Source organism: Sphingorhabdus sp. SMR4y (assembly GCF_002218195.1).
In the GTDB taxonomy this organism is placed as follows: Bacteria; Pseudomonadota; Alphaproteobacteria; order Sphingomonadales; family Sphingomonadaceae; genus Parasphingorhabdus.
The window spans coordinates 2,727,892-2,749,386 of sequence record NZ_CP022336.1; the positions used below are offsets into that span (position 1 = coordinate 2,727,892).

20 protein-coding genes are annotated in these 21,495 nt (G+C 59.8%); 14 read left to right on the forward strand and 6 right to left on the reverse strand.

Annotated features, from left to right (window positions below; genetic code table 11):
• Nucleotides 1-65 precede the first annotated feature (65 nt).
• From SPHFLASMR4Y_RS13090 to SPHFLASMR4Y_RS13110, 5 genes are all read left to right on the forward strand, one after another.
• Nucleotides 66-1,283: an acyl-CoA dehydrogenase family protein gene (locus SPHFLASMR4Y_RS13090; RefSeq protein ID WP_260806974.1), complete on the forward strand. Its 1,218-nt coding sequence runs from the start codon at nt 66-68 to the stop codon at nt 1,281-1,283.
• 121 nt (nt 1,284-1,404) lie between these two features.
• A complete protein-coding gene (locus SPHFLASMR4Y_RS13095) occupies nt 1,405-2,529 on the forward strand; it encodes an acyl-CoA dehydrogenase family protein (protein WP_089133940.1) in 1,125 nt (374 codons plus the stop codon).
• 104 nt (nt 2,530-2,633) lie between these two features.
• Nucleotides 2,634-3,392, forward strand: coding sequence for a crotonase/enoyl-CoA hydratase family protein (locus SPHFLASMR4Y_RS13100; RefSeq protein ID WP_089133941.1), 759 nt, complete (start codon nt 2,634-2,636; stop codon nt 3,390-3,392).
• Nucleotides 3,393-3,401: 9 nt separating this feature from the next.
• Nucleotides 3,402-4,352: an alpha/beta fold hydrolase gene (locus SPHFLASMR4Y_RS13105; RefSeq protein ID WP_089133942.1), complete on the forward strand. Its 951-nt coding sequence runs from the start codon at nt 3,402-3,404 to the stop codon at nt 4,350-4,352.
• Nucleotides 4,353-4,503: 151 nt separating this feature from the next.
• Complete coding sequence (locus tag SPHFLASMR4Y_RS13110; RefSeq protein WP_260806975.1) at nt 4,504-4,902, forward strand: RcnB family protein; 399 nt, start codon at nt 4,504-4,506, stop codon at nt 4,900-4,902.
• Nucleotides 4,903-4,959: 57 nt separating this feature from the next.
• Here SPHFLASMR4Y_RS13110 and SPHFLASMR4Y_RS13115 read toward each other — a convergent pair whose 3' ends face one another.
• The 6 genes from SPHFLASMR4Y_RS13115 to SPHFLASMR4Y_RS13140 form a co-directional block, all read right to left on the reverse strand.
• Nucleotides 4,960-5,745, reverse strand: coding sequence for an SDR family NAD(P)-dependent oxidoreductase (locus SPHFLASMR4Y_RS13115; protein ID WP_089133943.1), 786 nt, complete (start codon nt 5,743-5,745; stop codon nt 4,960-4,962).
• Between the two features lie 2 nt (nt 5,746-5,747).
• A complete protein-coding gene (locus SPHFLASMR4Y_RS13120) occupies nt 5,748-6,725 on the reverse strand; it encodes an NAD(P)H-dependent flavin oxidoreductase (protein WP_089133944.1) in 978 nt (325 codons plus the stop codon).
• A 71-nt stretch (nt 6,726-6,796) separates the two neighbouring features.
• Entirely contained in the window at nt 6,797-7,825 is a 1,029-nt protein-coding gene (locus SPHFLASMR4Y_RS13125; RefSeq protein WP_089133945.1) for an acyl-CoA dehydrogenase family protein, read from the reverse strand.
• A gap of 118 nt (nt 7,826-7,943) precedes the next feature.
• Entirely contained in the window at nt 7,944-9,098 is a 1,155-nt protein-coding gene (locus SPHFLASMR4Y_RS13130) for an acyl-CoA dehydrogenase family protein (protein WP_089133946.1), read from the reverse strand.
• Nucleotides 9,099-9,203: 105 nt separating this feature from the next.
• The gene (locus SPHFLASMR4Y_RS13135) at nt 9,204-11,165 is read right to left on the reverse strand and encodes an alkyl/aryl-sulfatase (protein ID WP_089133947.1); all 1,962 of its coding nucleotides are present in this window, start codon (nt 11,163-11,165) and stop codon (nt 9,204-9,206) included.
• A 90-nt stretch (nt 11,166-11,255) separates the two neighbouring features.
• Nucleotides 11,256-12,053, reverse strand: coding sequence for an enoyl-CoA hydratase-related protein (locus tag SPHFLASMR4Y_RS13140; protein ID WP_089134889.1), 798 nt, complete (start codon nt 12,051-12,053; stop codon nt 11,256-11,258).
• A 103-nt stretch (nt 12,054-12,156) separates the two neighbouring features.
• Between SPHFLASMR4Y_RS13140 and gspH the strand changes: the two genes are divergently transcribed.
• From gspH to SPHFLASMR4Y_RS13185, 9 genes are all read left to right on the forward strand, one after another.
• Entirely contained in the window at nt 12,157-12,636 is a 480-nt protein-coding gene (gene gspH / locus SPHFLASMR4Y_RS13145) for a type II secretion system minor pseudopilin GspH (RefSeq protein WP_186265938.1), read from the forward strand.
• Nucleotides 12,633-13,046 carry a type II secretion system minor pseudopilin GspI gene (gene gspI / locus SPHFLASMR4Y_RS13150; RefSeq protein ID WP_089133949.1) on the forward strand — a complete coding sequence of 138 codons (414 nt, stop codon included), beginning with the start codon at nt 12,633-12,635 and terminating at the stop codon, nt 13,044-13,046. The genes gspH and gspI overlap by 4 nt, the downstream gene beginning before the upstream one ends.
• 90 nt (nt 13,047-13,136) lie before the next feature.
• Nucleotides 13,137-13,886, forward strand: coding sequence for a 6-phosphogluconolactonase (locus SPHFLASMR4Y_RS13155; protein ID WP_260806976.1), 750 nt, complete (start codon nt 13,137-13,139; stop codon nt 13,884-13,886).
• 127 nt (nt 13,887-14,013) lie between these two features.
• Nucleotides 14,014-15,549, forward strand: a complete 1,536-nt coding sequence (locus tag SPHFLASMR4Y_RS13160; RefSeq protein WP_089133950.1) for an acyl-CoA synthetase — start codon at nt 14,014-14,016, stop codon at nt 15,547-15,549.
• Nucleotides 15,549-16,847 (forward strand): cytochrome P450, encoded by a 1,299-nt coding sequence (locus SPHFLASMR4Y_RS13165; protein WP_089133951.1) that lies wholly within the window; start codon nt 15,549-15,551, stop codon nt 16,845-16,847. The genes SPHFLASMR4Y_RS13160 and SPHFLASMR4Y_RS13165 overlap by 1 nt, the downstream gene beginning before the upstream one ends.
• Before the next feature lie 75 nt (nt 16,848-16,922).
• On the forward strand, nt 16,923-18,353 hold the full coding sequence (locus SPHFLASMR4Y_RS13170) for an aldehyde dehydrogenase family protein (RefSeq protein WP_089133952.1): 1,431 nt from the start codon (nt 16,923-16,925) through the stop codon (nt 18,351-18,353).
• Nucleotides 18,354-18,487: 134 nt separating this feature from the next.
• Nucleotides 18,488-19,660 (forward strand): acetyl-CoA C-acetyltransferase, encoded by a 1,173-nt coding sequence (locus SPHFLASMR4Y_RS13175; RefSeq protein WP_089133953.1) that lies wholly within the window; start codon nt 18,488-18,490, stop codon nt 19,658-19,660.
• Nucleotides 19,661-19,772: 112 nt separating this feature from the next.
• On the forward strand, nt 19,773-20,555 hold the full coding sequence (locus SPHFLASMR4Y_RS13180; protein ID WP_089133954.1) for an SDR family NAD(P)-dependent oxidoreductase: 783 nt from the start codon (nt 19,773-19,775) through the stop codon (nt 20,553-20,555).
• Nucleotides 20,556-20,616: 61 nt separating this feature from the next.
• A complete protein-coding gene (locus SPHFLASMR4Y_RS13185) occupies nt 20,617-21,489 on the forward strand; it encodes a crotonase/enoyl-CoA hydratase family protein (protein ID WP_089134891.1) in 873 nt (290 codons plus the stop codon).
• The last annotated feature ends 6 nt before the right edge of the window (nt 21,490-21,495 follow it).

Here is a 21,495-nt window from a genome sequence, read left to right on the forward strand (position 1 = left end):
TTCAAGCAATATCGCAGACGACGGGGCCGGACCACTGACCCTATTGATAAGAAGTTGGGAGCAAGATGATGGCCGACAAACCGAGTGCAGCAGAACTGAAAGATTATGCCGAACAGGCGGACGCCTGGTTCAAGGAAAATACCGTGCGCGATCCCGGCTTCATGCTGCCATTGACCTTCATGGAAGTGTCGACCGACCAGCAGTTTGACTTTCTCCAGGAGTGGCAGCGCAAGGTCTATGAAGCGGGTTATCTCGGTGCCAGCTGGCCGAAGGAATATGGCGGCGGTGGTTTGCACAGCGATTTTCAGCGTGTTGCTACCAGGGCGATGAAGAATTATGACGCGCCGATCATGCTCAACGCGATCGGCAACGGCTGGGCCGGACCGCTTATTCTCGATCTCGGCAGCGAGGAACAGAAGCAGAAATATATCAAGCCGATGCTCAGCGCCGAGGATATCTGGTGCCAGGGCTTTTCCGAACCGGAAAACGGGTCCGATCTCGGCAACGCACAGCTGAAAGCCGTGAAAGAGGGCGATGAATATGTTCTCAACGGTTCCAAGATCTGGACCTCGCTCGGCGATCGCGCAAAATATATGATCCTGCTCGCGCGCACCGATTTCGATGCGCCGAACAAATATGCCGGACTTAGCTTTTTCCTCAACCCGATGAAGATCGACGGCATCACCACCAGCCGGATCAAGAAGCTGACCGGCGAATATGGCTTCGTCCAGACCTTCTTCACCGACGCGCGCATTTCCGCCGACTGCCTGTTCGGCGGAGAGGGCAATGGCTGGTCGATGGCGATGAAGACGCTGGAATATGAGCGTGGTGCCAAGGTCAAGCCGGTCGGCGGTTTTTTCGTCAAGGAACTGGACGTGATGGAAATTGTCGAGCTGGCGAAAAATTCGGTCCGCAACGGCAAGCCCTTGCTCGACGATCCGGTGATGCGCGACAAGATGACGCAATATATGATCGATATCCAGGCGCTGAATCTCAACAACACCCGCCGCCGGATGCCGCAGCTGATGCAGGACAAGCCAATGGGGCTGCCGCTGATGAACAAGCTGGCGCGCACCGAACTGATCCGCGAGCTGACCGAATTCTCGCTGGCGTTCCAGGGCACCAAGGCGGGCTATTATGTCGGCGATGAAAATGCGGTCGACGACGGTTACTGGCATCGCAGCTATCTCAACAGTTTTTCGGCCACAATTGGCGGAGGCACTTCGGAGATCCAGCGCAATATTGTCGCGGAACATGCGCTCGGATTGCCGAAAACGAGATAAATCTGGAGCCGTGAACCGCCGTTCGTCCTGAGCTTGTCGAAGGACCGGTTGCGACGAGAGAAATGGTTCGACAGGCTCACCACGAACGGTCTTGCGACCAATTTGGGAATTGAGGATATATATGGATAATCTAGGCACAATCGGGACTACCGAAGAGCAGATCGAACTGATGGATGTGGCGACCAATTTCTGCCGTGACAAAAGCCCGGTCGACAAGGTGCGCGCGCTGATCGACGACGATCTGGGCTATGATCCGGATGTCTGGCGTGAAATTGGCGAGCTCGGCTGGCTCGCGATCGCGATTCCCGAAGCGCATGACGGAGTCGGCCTGTCGATGGCCGAAGTCGTGCCGATCGCCGAGCAGATGGGCCGCAACCTGATGAGCACGCCCTTTGGTTCGACCACGCTGGCGGCGCAGGCTCTGCTGGCCGGCGGCAGCGAAGCGCAGCAGGCCGCATGGTTGCCGAAGATTGCAGCAGGCGCAGCGGCGACGCTGGCGCTACGTGAAGATAATGGCGACTGGGACCTGTCCAATATCGAGGCGACCGGTACCGTGAGCGGCAACAGCGTCAGTCTGTCCGGCAAGAAGCAGCTGGTGCTCTGGGCCGACAGCGCCGATCTGATCATCGCTTCGGTCAAAATCGACGGTGCGGTCGGCTTCGCCCTGATCGAGCGCTCGGGGCTGCCCGAAGGTGCGCTGCGCCGCGAAACGGTGATCGACGAAACGGCGCGCAGCTATGAAGTGAATCTCGATGGCGTGACCGTCTCGGCCGATGCCCTGTTCGACGCATCGCGGACTCGCGAGACGCTGGAGAAAATCGAGCTGGCGGCGGGCCTGATCCATGCCGCGGAAATGACTGGCGGGGCGCAGTCGGTGATCGATTATACGCTGGAATATCTCAAGACCCGCAAACAGTTCGGCAAGATTATCGGCAGCTATCAGGCGCTGAAACATCCGACGGTGAACAATTATGTCGAATATGAAAAAGCGCGCACGCATCTGTACAGCGCCGCGCACAGCTGGGGCGAGCAGGGCCGCGGCGAGGTTGCCGTCCGCATGGCAGCCGCGCAATCCCACGCGAGCTATTCCACCGCTGCGGATCGGGCGATCCAGTTTCACGGCGGCTTCGGTTTCACCCATGATTGCGATGCGCAATTGCACCGGCGCAAGGCGATTTTGTCAGGTGCGCTGATCGGCGATGCGGCCTACCAGCGGTCGAAACTGGCCAATCTGTTGTTCGATTAGGGTAAAATTTGCCGTTCGTCCTGAGCTTGTCGAAGGACAGCGCTAGTCGATAGGCGAACTTCGAAAGGCTCAGTGCGAACGGGTAAAAAATAAGGAGAAAGAATATGTCTGAAGTACTCACCGAGATCCAGGACGGTTTCATCATCGTCACCATCAACCGGCCCGACGCCAAAAACGCGATGACCAAGGCGGCCGCCGAAGGCATTCGCGCGGCGATGGAGCAGCTCGACAATGACAACAGCCTCAACGCCGGCATCCTCACCGGCGCTGGCGGGACATTCTGTTCCGGCATGGACCTCAAGGGATTTCTGCGCGGTGAAACGCCATCGGTCAAAGGCTATGGTTTTGGCGGGATCACCGAAAAGGGTCCGGAAAAGCCATTGATCGCCGCGGTTGAAGGCTATGCACTGGCCGGTGGTCTGGAACTGGCGCTGGCTTGTGATCTGTGCGTCGCCAATGTCAACGCGAAATTCGGTATTCCCGAAGTCAAGCGCAGCCTGGTGGCGGCAGCGGGCGGCGTGATCAAGCTGCAGCAGCTTGTCGGCAAGCGGGTTGCCATGGAATGGGCGCTGACCGGTGACTTCTTCTCCGCGCAGCGCGCTTATGAAGTTGGCTTCGTCAACCGCGTGACCGAAGGCGCTGCGATTGACGCGGCGATCGAACTGGCGACCACGGTGGCGGCGAACGGCCCGCTGGCGCTGAAAGCGACCAAGAAAATCATCAACGAGAGCTACGATTGGACCAGCGAGGAAGCGTGGAAGAAACAGGCTGAAATCACCAAGCCCGTATTCACCTCCAAGGACGCGCAGGAAGGTTCGCTCGCTTTCGCCCAGAAGCGGAAGCCCGACTGGAAGGGTGAATAAGCGCGGCTCATGGCAAGCAGTGATATTGTAGATCAGTGGGCAGCGTCGCACGACCTGCCCGCATGGTTTCTGCGCGCAATGGACGTGCCGCGCGAGGACAGTTTTGTCGAAGTCGACGGGCACCAGGTGCACTATTTTCGATGGGGTCAGCGCGGCAAGCCGCCGCTGCTGATGACCCACGGCTTTCTTGCCCATGCGCGCTGCTTTGCCTTTATCGCGCCGTTTCTGGCCGAGGAATATGATATTATCGCCTATGATCTCGCCGGCATGGGGGAAAGCGAGATGATTCCCGACTGCGACAGTCTCAAGCGGGCCGAGCGGATGGTAGAGATCGCCGATGCGCTTGATCTGTTTTCCGGACCGGTCAAACCCAAGATTATCGCGCACAGTTTCGGTTCCGGGGTCGCTCTGCAAGTAATGGAACTGGCCGGCGAGCGATTTGGCGGGCTGGTGATCTGCGACCTGATGGTCTTGCGGCCCGAGCGGTTGCGGGCACGTTTCGAAGCGGGCGGCGGACCGCCGGGATCGGGTCGGTCGGATCGGCCGAACAAGGTCTATCCCGACTATCAAACGGCCTATGGGCGTTTTGTCCTGTCTCCGCCGCAGGCCGTGCAACAACCGTTCCTGTTCGATTATATGGCCTATCATTCGCTTCGTCCTGCCGGGGACGGCGGCTGGTCCTGGAAATTCGATCCGATGGTGTTTTATCGCCATGACGCCGATCAGACCAAATGGCTGCAGACCGGGCAGCGCATCGTCGACCTGCCGCACCGGCTGGCGATCGTCTATGGCGAGAACAGCGAGCTGTTCGACAATGACAGCGCGGCCTATCTGCGCGAACTGGGCGGCGACCATATTCCGATAATCGCGATTCCCGAGGCGGAACATCATCTGATGCTCGACCAGCCGCTGGCTCTGGTCACGGCATTGCGGTCAATATTGGCGCTTTGGGCGGAATAATCGCCGGTTAGCTGATCGCCAGATGAACCATATCGGGCTGTTGCGACAATATGGTACAAAAAACCGGGAATCTGACAAAGGCCTGCGACAGGTCTCCCCTATTTCTACTGCTGACGCCGCAGTTGGCGCCAGATAGAAAAAGGAATTCAGCATGAAAAAGTTTCTGATGGCTATGGCAGTAACAACCATGGCGGTGTCTCCGATGGTAACCGCCCAGGCCCAGGCCGCTCCGCACAAGACGGTCGAGAAGCGCGTGACCCAGAAAAACGGCAAACGGGTTGTGACGAAAACCACGACAACCAGAAGTACCAGGCAATATCGCAACGATAACCGGCGCTATGCTTCTGTTTCCCAGAAAAAATGGACCAAGGGCCAGCGGTTCGACCGGCGTTATGCCACCAGTTACCGGGTGATCGACAATCCGCGGGCCTATCGGCTCTCCAATGCGCCGCGCGGCTATCAATGGGTACGGTCGGGCAATGATGCGGTCCTGATCGCTGTCACCAGCGGCATTATCGGTGCGGTGATCGGCAACGCGATCTCTCGCTAGCATCGACAGGAAAGAATTAAGGCCAGCACCCCCGGAAGCGATTCCGGGGGTGTTTGTTCAGGCGTTCTTTATGGTCAGCCCGCCATCGACGGGAATGACCGCGCCGGTCAGGAAGCTCGCCGACGGCAGAACGCAGGACAAGGTGATATGCGCGACCTCTTCGGGAATGGCGTAGCGGCGCAGCGGTACGCGCCGCTTGGCATAGATGGTCTTGTGCTCTTCGGAAATCGCGTCGGTAATGCCGGTCCGAATTGGACCGGGGCAGACGCAGTTGACGGTGATGCCCTCGCGGCCCAAATCCACGGCCAATCCGCGGGTCAGTCCGATCACGCCATGTTTCGCCGCGACATAGGGGCTGTTGCCGGGCGTCCCGCCCAGTCCTTCGGTCGAGGCAATATTGACGATCCGGGGGTGCTCCGCCTTGCGAAGATAGGGCAGGGCCGCGCGGATCATTCTCTGATGCGCCGAAAGCATGACGTCCAGAGTAGGCCCCCAACTGTCTTCATAGCTTTCTTCGGCGATATCAGCGGGGATTGCGAAGCCGGCATTGTTGACGAGAATGTCAATTCCGGCGAATTTCGGGGCAATGTCTTCGACGACCGTCTTGATGACATCCGGCTTGCTGACGTCCAGCGCCCATGCCCGAGCGTCGCCGCGATAACCCGCCGCCGCAATTTCTGAGACGACGGCATCGCATTTCGCCTGATCAAGATCGGTCACCGCGACATGCGCGCCTTCCGAGGCAAAGAGATGCGCGGTGGCCCGGCCCATGCCGCTGGCCGCGCCGGTGACGATCGCGACCTTGCCGGCGATGGAGCGGCTGAGCGGCTGATAGGGTTCCACGATCAGTTCGCCATGAATCCCTTGAGCCGCTGATTGATGATCTGATCCGCCTCGGCCATGATCCGGTCGATCAGTTCCTGACAGGTCGGGATATCATTGATCAGGCCGGCCACCATGCCACAGCTCCACGCGCCGGCATCCATCGTGCCCTCCATCATGATCTTGGGATAGACGCCCGCGACCTGCTCGATGATATCCTTGAATTCCAGATCCGCGCCTTTTTCCTTTTCGATTTCGAGCAGCCGCTCGACCGCCGAATTGTTCATCACGCGTTCGGTGTTGCGGAGCGGCCGCATCACCAGACGGGTGTCGAGTTCGCTTGCCGCGACAATCGCGTCCTTCACATTCTGGTGCACCGGGGCTTCCTTGGTGGCGATGAAGCGGGTCCCCATGTTCATGCCTTCCGCGCCCATCGCGAGCGAGGCTACGAGGCTGCGGCCATCGGCCTGGCCACCGGAGGAAACGAAGGGAATGTCCAGTTCGTCGGCGGCGCGGGGCAGCAGGATCATGTTCGGAATATCGTCTTCGCCGGGATGGCCGCCGCATTCGAAGCCGTCGACCGAGACCGCGTCACAGCCGATGCTCTGGGCTTTGAGCGCGTGGCGAACGGCGGTGCATTTGTGGATCACCTTGATGCCGGCGTCGTGCAGCGCGGGCAGCACCTGCACCGGGTTGTTGCCAGCAGTCTCCACGGCTTTCACGCCGCCGTCGATGATCGCCTTGACCATGCCTTCATAATCGGGCGCGTTGACCACTGGCAGGAAGGTCAGGTTCACGCCGAACGGCTTGTCGGTCAGGTCCCGGCACTTGGCAATTTCGTCGGCCAATGCGGCTGCAGAAGGCTGGGTCAAGGCGGTGATGATACCGAGGCCACCGGCGTTGGAGACGGCCGCGGCCAGTTCGGCAAATCCCACATAATGCATGCCGCCCTGAATGATCGGATGCTCGATGCCGAATAGCTCTGTAATACGTGTTTTCATGAACTTAGCTCCTGTTACTGGAAGATTTGGAGGCATGTTTGCGCCATCCGGGAATCACTTTAATCGCGCGATTAACTAGCAATCCATTGACCGGTTGTCACGCCTTTCCAGACGTGATCGGGTGACGTTACGGCGAGCGTTTCTCCGAGCCGCTTCGACCAGTGATGTTCGTTGCCGAGCGCATCGCGCCACGCCCAGAGTCGCCTGGTATAATGGTGCAGATCATATTCCTGCGTATAGCCCATCGCGCCGTGCACTTGGTGGAAAGGCACGGTGACGGCTTCAATACTGTGGCCGATCTGGACCTTGGCAACCACGGCCTCGTGCCAGGCCTGTTCCGGATCGTCGGCATGGCGGGCAATGGCGCTGGCCGCCTGCGTGGCCGCCATGGTCGCGGCAGCGCATTCGGACGCGGCAACCGCCAGTTGCTGCTGGATCGCCTGGAATTTCGACAGCGGCCGTCCGAATTGCTCGCGCTGGGTGACATAGTCGATCGACATGTTCAGCGCGCTCTCCATGGCTGCTGCCATCTGCACCGCGCGGACGGTGAGGATCAGCGCTTCGATAGCGCGACGGGAGAGATCGGTCTTCGCCGATTGTTCTGCCAGATGACCGGAAAATATGAACTGCGTCATGCCATCGGGGGACAGCGATTCTTCCGGCGAGCGGACGGCGAGGCGATTGTCGAACAGCGAGATTTCGTGATGCGCCTCGTCGAACAGGACGATCTTGTCGGCGTGCATGCCGAACGGAATGTCGGCGCTGGGCGTATGGCCGCTGAGCGCGAAACTGGCGCTGCCGTCGGCGGGGGCAAGGCCCGCACGATCGAGCATCCAGTTGGCGATCAATGTCTCGGCGAAGGGTACCGGTGACGCCGCTTGCGCCGAAGCCCAGATCGCGCCGAATGTCTCGTCATAGTCTGCGCCAAAGCCGCCATTGGCTTCGCTGACCCAGGCCAGCGGCAGCCCGTTTTCGGTCAGCGCGTCCCAGAGCGCCTGCGGATATCGGCCGGCTTCGGCTTCGTGCGGCACATCGCGCGCGCACAGGTCGGTGTAGATTTTCGTGGCCGTTTCGGCGACCATGCCTTCGGTGTTTATCATGGTATCAATTTGCCTTGAATAGAACCGTTCGCACTGAGCTTGTCGAAGTGCGGTTGTTGCCGATCGCTGTCCTTCGACAGGCTCAGGACGAACGGTGTGCAGTGCATGATTTCCGACATCATCTGAGCCCCAATTGCCGCGCGGTGATCCCGCGCATCACTTCGGTTGTGCCGCCGCGCAATGTATTGGGCGGAGAGCGCAGCACGCCGATATTCATGATCCGTCGCATGTCCGGGCTCCAGTCCTCGGACGGCAGATCGTTGAGCATCGCCCGCACCTGCTGGGTCAGATCATTTTCCAGCCGGTTGCCGAGATCCTTGACCAGCGCCGCTTCGGTCTCCGGCGACACGCCCTGATCGAGCAGATTGGCAATCCCCCAGGACATGCCTTTCAGCGTGCGCAAACTGGCGATCAGCTTGCCGAGCCGGGCGTGGCTGTCCGATCCCATTTTTCCGTTCAGCTGATGGAGGGCGGTTTCCAGCGTGATATAGCTGGACAGGAAGCGTTCCGGTCCGGACCGTTCCATTGCCAGTTCGCCGGTCACCTGTTTCCAGCCGCCGCCTTCCTCGCCGAGCAGGCAGTCGTCGGGGACAATCACGTCCTCGAAATAGACTTCGTTGAAATGGGCGTCGCCCGACAGATCGACAATCGGCTTGATGGTGACACCGGGCAGGCTGAGGTCGATCATGATCTGCGAAAGCCCGACATGGCGGTTGCGGCCATCGGCGGGCGAGGTGCGCAGCAGGGCGACCATATAATGGCACATATGCGCGCCGGAGGACCAGATTTTCTGGCCGTTGACCTTCCAGCCTTCGGGCACTTTCTCCGCTTTTGTTTTGACATTGGCGAGATCGGAGCCCGCGCCCGGTTCGCTGAGACCGATGGCGAAATAGCATTCGCCGGCGGCGATGCGCGGCAGGATATCGAGCTTCTGCTCCTCGGTGCCATGAGCCAGCAGCATCGGTGCGTGCTGGCGGTCGGCGATCCAGTGGGCGGCAACGGGCGCGCCCGAACGGAGGGTTTCCTCGGTGACGATATAGCGTTCCAGCGCGCTTTTATCGTGGCCGCCATATTGGCTCGACCAGGTCAGGCCAATCCAGCCGCGCTTGCCCATTTTTCGTGAAAATTTCGGATCGGCAGCGGCCATCCAGCATTCCGGTTCGGGGCGGAAATTGCCCGCCTCGCGCTCTTCTTTCAGGAAGGCCTGCAATTCGCCGCGCAAATCTTCGAGCGCCGGATCGGGCTGGACAACGGGGAAGTTAAATCTTTGCATGGATAATCCTTATTACAGCAGACCCGTTCGTGCTGAGCCTGTCGAAGCACCTGGGCAAGCGTCCTTCGACAGGCTCAGGACGAACGGTGATTGGCGTAGACCCTGTCACGGCGTCACAATATCAAATTGCGGATTTACCTCATCCAGCGCGCCGAACATAGCTGCCATTAAGGCCGCATTGCCGCTGATCAGCATTTCCTTGTTTTGCACCAGTTCCATCGGATTGGCCTGGCGCATCAGCAATTTGGTGAACAGGGCGCGGCTGATGGTGATCTGGGTATCCGATCCGTCGGCGGTGATCGCATAATCCTCGCCGCGCGGGAACATCACGCTCTTGCCGAGATCGATGCTGACCGCCTCTTTCCGGTCGGGGAACCAGAAGCGGATGATGCCGCCCTCGCCCTGCATCTTGGCCGGGTTGAATCGGGTCGCCATGGCGTCGAACAGATCGACGGCGGGAATGCCACTCAAGACTTTCTCATTGGCGGTGCTGATCGAGTCCTTGACATTGTTGCCCTCGCGCAGCTCTTTCGCGCCGACCAGATAGATGTTGCGCCAGGTCCCGGCCTCGGTCTGGAAGCCGAGTTGTTCATAGGTCGAGGCCAGCCAGTTCCTGGCACTCTGGTCGGTGGGGTTGGCGAAGACCAGATGGTTGAAGACGGTGGCCGCCCAGCGATAGTCGCCTGCGGCAAAGGCTTTTTTGCCGACTGCCAGTGCCTGGTCCGCGCCGCCCATCGCCGCGACATATTTTTGCGAGGCTTCGACCGGTGGCAGCTGGTGATAATGGGCCGGCACCGCGTCCCACCAGCCGAAATAGCGCTGGTAGACCGCCTTGCTGTTGTGATTGAGTGTGCCGTAATAGTCGCGCACGCCAAAGTCGCTCTGGGCGAAATCCGGCTCGCCGATATTCTCGGCAATCTCGTGCATCGTCGCGCCCTGATTGGCCTGTCGCATGGTCTGGTCATGGACATAGCGATAGATGCCGCGCTGGTTTTTCAGCGCTGCCTGCACCTTGTCGCTGCCCCAGGTCGGCCAGTGATGCGACGCCAGCATCAGCTCCGACTTCGCGCCATAGCGGGCGAGCATGTCGTCGATCACCTTGCTCCATTTCAGCGTGTCGCGGACCAGCGCACCGCGCGGGGTCAGCACATTGTGGAAGGTGCGGGTCACCACCTCGGCGGTGTGCAGCGCCTTGAACTGCGGCAGGTAGAAGACCAGCTCCGCCGGTGCTTCGGTATCGCCGGCATCCATGAAGTCGAAACTGATGCCGTCGACCATCAGCGTCTCGCCATTCTTGCTGATCGACCGGGTCGGTGGCACCAGAGCGACATCGCCGCTCGACAGTTTCTGGCCCAAACCGCCCCCGACATGACCGGTCTTGCCGACGGGCAGGGCGGTGCCGAATTGAAATTGCACCCGCCGGTTCATCGCGGTGCCGGCGATCACGCTTTCGCCGATCGACTCGGCCAGCCAGCCATGCGGGGCGATGATCTCGATCTTGCCCGACCGGATATCCTCTGCCGACGCCACGCCGGCGACGCCGCCAAAATGGTCGCCATGGCTATGGGTGAAGATCACCGCGACGACGGGGCGGTCGCCGAGCGTCTTGTTGGCCAGCGCCAGCCCGGCCTTTGCCGGCGCGGGCGTGGTCAGCGGGTCGACGACGATCCAGCCGGTCTTGCCGGCGATCAGGGTCATCTGCGCCAGATCATAGCCGCGTATCTGGTAGATTCCGGGGACCACTTCGAACAGGCCGTGGATGCTGTTGAGCTTGCCCTGCCGCCAGAGCGAGGGATTGACCGTGTCGGGCGCGTCGCCCTGCAGAAATTCGAACTGGCGTGAATCCCATGCGACCGATCCGTCCGCGTTGAGGATCTGGTCCTCTTCAATACGCGCGAGAAATCCGCGATTGGCATTTTCAAAATCACTCTGGTCGGCAATCGGCAGGCTGGCCGCGACTTTGGCATTGGCGGCCCTGGTGGCTTCGGTGGCGACGCCTTGCGGAGGAGCGGCCTGAACCGGGACCGCCATCATCAGGGCAATCAGTGAAACAGCGGTCTTGTTCATTCTCTCTCTCCTTCAGATGCCCCTGTATATCAGAGGTCTATCTCCCGAAATTCCCGTTACGCGCGATGGGGAGAAATGTCTCCCGATCGATCACGCGCCCTTGAATACCGGTTTGCGCTTTTCGAGGATCGCGTCAATCGCCTCGCGGTGGTCATCGAGCTGCTGCAACACGCCCTGGAACAAGGCCGCCTGATCGAGATTTTCCTTCAGCGTCACGCTCTGCGCGGTGCGCACAAGTTCCTTGGTCTTGCGGATCGCCAGAGGTGGCAGGCCGACAACCATTTCGGCCAGTTCATAGGCGCGTTCGAGCAGCTTGTCGTTCGCCACCACTTCCGACACCAGGCCATAATCCAGCGCCTTGGCGGCATCGATAAATTCGCCGGTGAACAGCATCTGGTTGGCCCGCGCCTGTCCGATGATCCGCGGCAGCAACCAGGCGCCGCCATCACCGGGGATGATGCCGACGCGCAGGAAGCTCTCGGCAAAGATCGCATCCTCGCCGGCAATCCGGATATCGCACATGGTGGTCAGGTCATTGCCCGCGCCGATCGCATGGCCGTTGACCGCAGCGATCACCGGTACCGAGATTTGCGAAAAGGCGAGCGGGATGCGCTGGATACCGGTCTTGTACCAGTTCTCGATTTCCAGCGGCGTCATGTTCTGTTCGGCGGTCATCGCCTTGATTTCGTGGAGATTGCCGCCAGAGGAAAAGCTCTTGCCGTTGGCCGCCAGCACGACGCAGCTGACACCCGGGTCTGCATCGGCCCTGTTGATTGCATCGACCAGCGCTTCGCACAGGTCCTTCGATAAGGCGTTGCGTGTTTCCGGCTTGTTCAATGTGATTGTAACGATGCGGTCATTTTTCTCGTAGAGAGCGACGTCAGACATCAAGATTTCCTTTTCCCAGCGTTTCTTTTGTTTTGCGGCTGTCATTGCAGGGGATTGGGGATTCTGCAAGACTCGCTCCCAGCAACTCGCTAAATGAACGATGATGACCCGACAGACAGACTTCACCACCACCCGGAATAGTACGGGTTTCACTCTGGTGGAGCTGATGGTCGTTCTGCTGATCATCGGGCTGATGGCATCGGTCGTTGTCTTCTCCTTCCCCGGCGGCAGCAGCGCTCTCGACGAAGATGCGCAGCGTTTTGCCGCACGCACCGCAGCCTTGCGCGACAATGCGATATTGCAGTCCCGACCGATGGCGGTGCAGGTCACCGCTTCCGGCTACAGCTTTCTCGAACGGCGAAAGGGCCGCTGGTCGGTGATCGAGGACAAGCCCTTTGTATCGACGGCCTGGTCCGGCGGCGTCCGCGCGGAAACCGGAGAAGCGGGATCGATGATGATCAGCTTTGAAAGCACCGGCCTGCCCAGCGAACAGGCCGGGCTGGTCCTGCGCAGCGAAGAACAAAGCCGCCAGGTGCTGATCGCGCCGATGGGCGATGTGACGCTGGACGGAGCGGCGCCATGAGGATCGGTGGCGCGACGGGCGAGCGCGGTTTCACGCTGATCGAAATGCTGGTCGCGCTGTCGGTGTTCAGCCTTGCCGCGCTGGCCCTGATCCGGTTGCAGGCGTTCACGACTCACAATGCGGCGGAGCTCGAGCTGCGGGTTGTCGCGCAGTCGGTGGTCCGCAACCGCGCGGTCGAAATTCTCACCGATCCGCGCCCGCCGGCGCTCGGGGAGCAGGGTGGCACGGTCGAGAATGGCGGCTGGCAATGGCAATGGGCGCAGGACGCCAAGCTGACCGAGGACCAGAGTTTCATTCAGGTCGACATCAGCGCGCGGGAAGAAAAAAGCGGCGCACCGGCGTCGCTGACCATCTTGCGGCCGTCCGGGCTGGTGCTGGACGAACCGCCTGCCGCAGCAGCTGCCGACTAGCAGAGCATCGGGAAAAATCTCATGTTTGACCTTTGTTTCAACCGGAACAGGGGTTAGAAGCGCGAGAAAATTTGGCTGACGGACAGAAAAATGAGCAAACTCGAAGATGCATTAGAAGATTTCGACATGGACGACCTTCCTGAAGAGGATGAGTCCATGCTGGAATGGTGGGATTTTGACGATCGCGACGAAATGGTCGAGGCGGTCGCCGGCGATATCCAGTTCATCATCGAAAGCGCGCTCGACGCGCGGGGTGATGCGCTGCTGGCGCTGCCCGCCAGCGACGAAGCCATGCCGGTGCTCGAGGCACTGGCGGAAAAGCCGATCAAATGGAAATATGTCACGATCGTGCCGACCGATGACCTGCTGGTGCCGCTCGATGATCCGCGCAGCCACGTGAAAAAGCTGGCGCAGCTGTTTCTGACGCGCGGTGCGCGCGTGTTGCCGCTGGCACCGGAGCATGATGATTATCACATGGCCGGCGCCGCTGCCGACGCCCGGTTGCGCGACACGAAATGGCCGCCGGATCTGGTTCTGCTCGGCATGGGCCCCGACGGCAGCACCGCCGGGATCAAGGAAAGTGCCGATATGGAAGAGGCGCTCGACGGACCACCGGAAAAAATCGCCGTTGGTCTGCTGCCCGATGACGGCGACACGCCGCTGGTTACGATTACCAAGGCCGCGATTTGCGAAGCGCGAACCGTGGTGGTGCTGCTCAAGGGCGCGGATAGCCAGACAATGCTCGAATCCGAAATCGAGCAGGGGGCGACCAGCATGGCACCGATCGGGCGGATATTTGCCGATCTGGCCGTTCCTGTGGATATCTATGTGGAGAATTAGGGGGATATTGCCGCCTTCGATCGCCAATTGATGTGACTATTGATTGATTTAACTGTGCGATTAAACCATGGTGCCGGGAAAGTGAGTCGTCGAATCAGGCGACCGGTATCTTGGAGAACGCCAGACTATGCATCCTTTCGTCCACGCAAGGGAAAATCCTGACAAGCCAGCCGTGATCATGGCGACGTCCGGGCAAGTCATCACGTATGGGGAACTGGACAGGCTTTCGAACCGGGTCGCTCAACTCTATCGCAGTCGCGATGTGCAGATCGGTGACACGGTCGCCATCTGCATGGAAAATCATCCGCAATTTTTCCCGGTCACCTGGGGATCACAGCGTTCCGGCCTGTTTCAGGTCGCTATTTCCAGCCGGCTGACGGCAGATGAAGTCAGCTATATCCTGAAGGATTCGGGCGCAAAGCTGTTGATCGGTTCGCAGAAAATGCTGCCCGTCCTGGACCAGATACGCGTGTTGAACCCGGAGGTCGAACAGCTGGTTTACGGTGCCGATGATGAACGGAATATGGAAGCCGCGCTCGAATCGATGCCCGATACGCCAATTTCCGACGAGCGTGCCGGCGTCGATATGCTCTATTCTTCCGGCACGACCGGACAGCCCAAGGGCGTGAAGCTGCCGTTGCCGGAGGACGAGGATATCGCCGGACCCAATGGCATCGCGGGACTGGCGCAGATGATATTCGGCTTCCACAAGGATTGCGTCTATCTGTCGCCCGCTCCGCTTTACCACGCCGCGCCATTGCGCTGGAACATCGCCGTGCAGGCGCTCGGCGGGACCAGTGTCATCATGGAAAAATTCGATCCGGAACATGCTTTGCAGCTGATCGAGAAATATAAATGCGATGTTGGCCAGTGGGTGCCGACGCATTTTGTCCGGATGCTGAAACTGCCGGAAGAGGTGCGCAACAAATATGACGTTTCCTCGATCAAGAGCGCGGTTCATGCCGCCGCTCCCGTGCCGGTGCCGATCAAGGAAGCGATGATCGACTGGTGGGGGCCGGTGCTGAACGAATATTATGCCGGGACCGAGGGCAATGGCTTTGTCTTCTGCAACAGCGAAGGCTGGCTCGGTCACAAGGGATCGGTCGGGCAACCGATCAACTGCGTCGTCCATATCTGCGGTGAAAATGGCGAGGAAGTGCCCGTCGGCGAAGAGGGCCAGATCTATTTCGAGAGCGGCTCGACATTCGAATATCATAATGATCCGGAGAAGACCAAAGCGGCAACCCATGAAAAAGGATGGACCTCGCTGGGCGATGTCGGAAAGCTGGACGAGGACGGCTTTCTCTATCTGACCGATCGCAAGAGCTTCATGATCATTTCCGGCGGGGTGAATATCTATCCGCAGGAAATCGAGAATCTGCTGGTCACTCATGACAAGGTGGCGGACGCCGCCGTCATCGGCGCGCCGGACGAGGATATGGGCGAGAAGGTCGTGGCGGTCGTGCAGCCGATGGACATGGCGGAGGCGGGCGACGAACTGGCACAGGAGCTGGAAGCCTATCTCCGCCAGACGCTCTCCGGCGTGAAAGTCCCGCGACGGATCGATTTTCGCCCGGAACTGCCGCGTCACGCAACCGGCAAGCTCTACAAGCGGCTGCTGCGCGATGAATATTGGGCACAGCAGAAAAACGGGAACAGCTGATGGCTTCGCAGGCAGAACCGAGACTGACGGGTGAAGCGGCACTGGCGATTGTCGACCCCGCCAATTATGTCGATTGGGACGGCCTGCTGGATCAGTTTGACCGGATCCGCCGGAACACGCCGGTGGTGCGGGTGGTCAACGACGAGATTCATGATCCGTTCTGGCTGGTCACCAGCTATGACGACGTGATGCAGGTAAGCAAGGACAACAAGCTGTTCCTCAACAGTCCCCGCAGCGTGACCTTCAGCGACAAGAACAGCGGCGCCTTTGTCAGATCGATCACCGGCGGTGATCCCAATCTGGTGCGTTCGCTGGTCGCTCTGGATGCGCCGACCCACCCGAAATATCGTCGGCTGACCCAGGACTGGTTCATGCCGAAAAATATTCGCAAGATGGAAGACGAAATCCGGGCCTTGGCGAGAACCACTGTCGACCGGCTCGTCGATGCGGGCGGTGAAGCCGATTTTGTGCCGCTGGTATCTGCGCCTTATCCGCTCCATGTGGTGATGCAGATCCTGGGCGTCCCGGAAGCGGACGAGCAACGCATGCTGTTCCTCACCCAGCAGATGTTCGGCGGACAGGACGAGGATCTCAACAAGTCCGGCATGGCCAACATGACACCGGAGCAGGTCATGCAGCTTGTGGTCGGCGCCGTTGCCGATTTCGAAGCCTATTTTGCCAAGCTCACCGAGGAGAAACGCGCCAATCCGACCGAGGACGTGGCGAGCGTTATCGCCAATGCGAAAGTGGACGGCGCGCATCTCAGCGACCGCGACATGGCGGGCTATTATATCATATTGGCGGCGGCCGGCCACGACACGACATCGGCCTCCACTGCGGGCGCGATGCTGGCACTGGCAAGGGATCCGGAGCAATTCGCGCGGTTGAAGGCCGATCGTGATCTATTGCCAGGCATTGTCGAGGAAGCGATCCGCTGGACCACCCCGGTGCAGCATTTCATGCGCACGGCAGCCGAAGACACCGAACTGGGCGGTCAGAAAATCGCCAAGGATGACTGGCTGATGATCAGCTATATCGCGGCCAATCACGACGACAGTATATTCCCCGATCCACGCAAGTTTGACGCGAGTCGGTCCCCCAACCGGCATATCGCCTTCGGTGCCGGGTCGCATCAGTGCCTCGGTCTGCACATGGCGCGCATGGAAATGAAGATATTGTTCAACGAGTTGCTCGACCGAATCGAGACGCTCGAACTGGCGGGCGAACCGATGCGCGCCAAATCCACTTTTGTCGGCGGATTGAAAACCCTGCCGATCCGCTACAGTCTATCAAAATGATGGGCGCGCAAAAGCCTTGTATTCGGCTATATGTGAATCAAATAGAATGAACGGCAGATCCCAAAGGAGAGCGAAATGGTTACCCAATATAAGAATTTGATCAACGGCGAAATGATCAGCACCCAGCAGATGCTGGATGTTGTCAACCCGGCCAACGAAGAAGTGATCGGTCAGGTCCCCGCTTGCGGAGAAGCCGAGCTCAATCAGGCGGTTGCCGCGGCTCGCGCTGCGTTCAAGAGCTGGTCGAAAACCCCGATCGACGAGCGGCGCAAGGTGGTCCAGGCGATTGCCGGCGTGATCAACGAAAATAATGACGAGCTGTTCCGTCTGCTGACGGCGGAACAGGGCAAGCCGCACGCGCAGGCGCAGGGCGAGATCATGGGCGCTGCCTATATGGCCGGTTCGCAGGCGACTCTCGAACTGGAAGACGAGATCAACGAAGACAGCGACGAGCGCCTGAGCCGCACCCGCCGCGTACCGGTCGGTGTCGTCGGCGGCATCGTGCCATGGAATTTTCCGATCATGATGGCGGTGCAGAAAATTGCCCCGGCGCTCTTGTCCGGCTGCACGATCGTGCTCAAGCCGTCCCCGTTCACGCCGCTGACCACCTTGCGGCTGGCAGAGCTGATCAAGGACGTGGCTCCGGCGGGCGTTGTCAATATCATCACCGGCGAGGACAGTCTCGGCCCGTTGATCACAGGTCATCCCGATATCGACAAGATTACCTTCACCGGCTCCACCGCGACCGGCAAGAAAATCATGGAAGGCGCTTCCAAGGATCTCAAGCGGATCACGCTGGAACTGGGTGGCAATGACGCCTCGATCGTCCTGCCCGACGCCAATGTCGAAAAGGTTGCCGAGCAATTGTTCTGGTCGAGCTTCACCAATGCCGGACAAATCTGTGTGGCTGCGAAACGCATCTATATCCACGAGGATATTTATGACGAACTGAGTGCTGCCATTGCGGAATTTGCCAAGAATGTGAAAGTCGGTGACGGCTCGCAGCAGGGCACGGCGGTCGGCCCGATCCAGAACCGGAAACAATATGAGCGGGTGCTGGAGCTGATCCAGGACGCCAAGGACAATGACTATAAATTCCTGGTCGGCGGCGATACGCCGGACGACAGCATCCCGGGCTATTATGTGCCGATCACGATTCTCGACAACCCGCCGGAAGATGCGCGGATTGTGGCCGAGGAGCAATTTGGTCCGGTCATGCCACTGATGAAATTCAGCAGCACCGAAGAGGCGATCGCCCGCGCCAATGACAGCGAATATGGCTTGGCCGGCGCTGTCTGGACCGCGGACCCGGATGAAGGCGTTCGTGTTGCCGAACAGCTCGAAACCGGCACCGTATGGGTCAATGAATTCCTGCACCTGTCGCCATTCGCGCCCTTCGGCGGGCACAAGCAGTCCGGCTTCGGCGCCGAATATGGCAAGGAAGGCCTGCTCGAATTCACCTATCCGCAGGTGATCACCGTCAAGAAGGATAATGTCCCGGCCTGAGCCGGCGGCAGCGGGATAGGAATCAGCCGATTATCACTATTGTGATGATCGGCTTTTTCATTTGACGCTAGCGCCCGTGCGGTTTAACCGGTCAGTTAAATTTTCGACTCTCAATCAATCAAAGGAATAAGATTATGGCAGAAGCCTATATTGTTGACGCGGTTCGGACCGCTGGTGGTCGTCGTGGCGGCCGATTGGCCGGTGTGCACCCGGTAGACCTGGGCGCTGCTACGCTTGACGCCATCGCCGATCGCAATGATTTCGATCCGAGCGCTATCGAGGATGTTATCACCGGCTGCGTCATGCAGGGCGGCGAGCAAAGCGGCGATGTCGGCCGGAATGCCGTTCTCGCGTCCCGGCTGCCGGACAGCATTCCGTCGGTTTCCATCGACCGGCAATGCGGTTCCTCGCAGCAGTCGATCCAGTTCGCCGCGCAGGGCGTCATGTCCGGCACGCAGGACATGGTGCTGGCCCACGGTATCGAAAGTATGACTCGCGTACCCATGGGTTCGACCTTCAAACTGTTCAAGGATGCCGGTCTCGGCACCAACAAGTCGGAGCGTCTCGAGGAAGCCTATCCGGGCGTCCATTTCAGCCAGTTCATGGGCGCGGAAATGATCGTCAAGAAACATGGCTTCACGCGCGAGCAGCTCGACGAGTTCGCTCTGGAAAGTCACCAGAAGGCGATCAAGGCCACCGAATCCGGTGCCTTTGACAACGAAATTGTCGGCGTGAAGATTGAAACGCCGGAAGGTGAGGAAATCCACAAGGTCGACGAGGGCATCCGCTTCGACGCCAGCATGGAAAGCATCAGCGGAGTGAAAGTGTTGCAGGAAGGCGGCGCCATCACCGCAGCCAATGCCAGCCAGATTTGCGACGGTTCGAGCGCGGTTCTCGTCTGTTCCGAACAGGCGCTGAAAGACCATGGCCTGACCCCGCGCGCGCGGATCGTCAATCTGACCGTGACCGCGGGCGACCCGGTGATCATGCTCGAGGAACCCCTGTTCGCGACCGACCGTGCCCTGCAGCGCGCCGGCATGAATATCGGCGACATCGATCTTTATGAAGTAAACGAGGCCTTTGCCCCTGTTCCGCTCGCATGGCTCAAGCATGTTGGTGCTGACCGTGCCAGAATCAATGTCCATGGCGGCGCGATTGCTCTCGGGCACCCGCTTGGCGCTTCCGGTACCAAATTGATGGCGACCCTGCTCAACGCACTGGAACAGAGCGGTGGCAAATATGGCCTGCAGACGATGTGCGAAGGCGGCGGCCAAGCCAATGTCACGATCATCGAACGACTGGGCTAGGCTCTGTCGCAAAATAATATCCGTTAGCCCTGAGCTTGTGGAAGGGCGCCGCTCGTCGATAGGCGCGGTTCGACAGGCTCACCACTAACGGTCAAGAAGGAAAGACAAGATTATGGAACTCAACAGCAATATTTCAGCCGTCATCACCGGCGGTGCTTCCGGCCTCGGCGCGGCAACCGCTCGCCGTCTGGCCGCGAAGGGCGTGAAGGTCGCCCTGTTCGACCTGAATGAAGAAAAAGGCGAAGCGCTGGCCTCCGAACTCGGCGGCGTTTTCTGCAACGTCAACGTGACCAGCGACGAAAGCGTCGATGCAGGTTTTGAAAAAGCCCGCGCGGCCAACGGACAAGAGCGTATCCTGGTCAACTGTGCGGGTATCGGCAACGCCGTGAAAACCGCCAGCCGCGCCAAGGAAGATGGCTCGATCCGTCATTTTCCGCTCGACAAGTTTGACTTCGTGATTCAGGTCAATCTGGTTGGCACGTTCCGCTGCATCGCCAAATCGGCGGCCGGCATGCTGACGCTCGATCCGCTCGAGGACGGCGATCGCGGCGCCATGGTCAACACCGCTTCGGTCGCTGCAGAAGATGGCCAGATCGGCCAGGCAGCCTATTCCGCTTCCAAGGGCGGCGTTGTCGGCATGACCCTGCCGATCGCGCGCGACCTGTCCCGCGAAGGCATTCGCGTCAACACCATCCTGCCCGGCATCTTCGATACGCCGCTGCTCGCCGGTGCGCCGCAGAATGTACGCGATGCGCTGGGCGCGATGGTGCCGCATCCGCCCCGCCTCGGGCAGCCGGACGAATATGCCGCGCTTGCGATGTGCATGATCGAAACGCAATATTTCAACGGCGAAGATGTCCGGCTCGATGGCGGCATCCGGATGGCACCACGCTAGGACCGAACGATCAAGGGCTGCGAGAAACTCGCGGCCCTTTTTGTATCTGATGGAGAAGCAGATGAACGAGTATAAGCAGATCCTCTATGACGTTGCCGACAGTATCGCGACGATCACGATCAATCGGCCGGAAAAGATGAATGCCTTCACCGGCACGATGATGACGGAAATGATCGACGCCTTCGACCGGATTGACGCCGACGATGATGTCCGGGCGGTTGTGGTGACCGGTTCCGGCGATCGTGCCTTTTGCGCTGGTGCCGATCTCACACCGGAAGACGGCAAGAAACCGTTTGCCAGCGACGAACCGGTGGAGGATTATTCCGATCCGCGTGTGCGCGACGGGGGCGGGTTGCTGGTGCTGCGCATCTATCAATGTCTCAAGCCGGTGATCGGCGCGATCAACGGCGTTGCTGTCGGCGTCGGCGCGACCATGTTGCTGCCGATGGACATGCGGCTGGCCAGCGAGACATCGCGCTTCGGTTTTGTCTTTGCCCGCCGCGGCATAGCGCCCGATGGCGCGGCCAGTTGGTTTCTGCCCAATCTCGTCGGCCGCGCACAGGCACTGGAATGGTGCATGACCGGCCGGGTTTTTGATTCGCAAGAAGCGCTCAAGGGGGGGCTGGTCCGCTCGCTGCACAAGCCGGCAGACCTGCTGCCCGCCGCTTATGCCCTGGCGCGCGAGATTGTCGACAATACGGCGCCGGTGTCGATTGCCGTTACCCGGCAGATGCTGTGGCAATTGCCGGCCGCCGGCCATCCGATGGAAGCGCATAAGGTCGATAGTCGGATGATCTATAATCGGGCAAAATCTGCCGACGCAAAAGAGGGTATTGCAAGCTTTCTGGAGAAGCGCAGTCCCGACTATCCGGATAAAGTGTCCAGTGACCTGCCAGACAGCTTTCCATGGTGGGAAGAACCTGCTTATAAGTGACAAAAA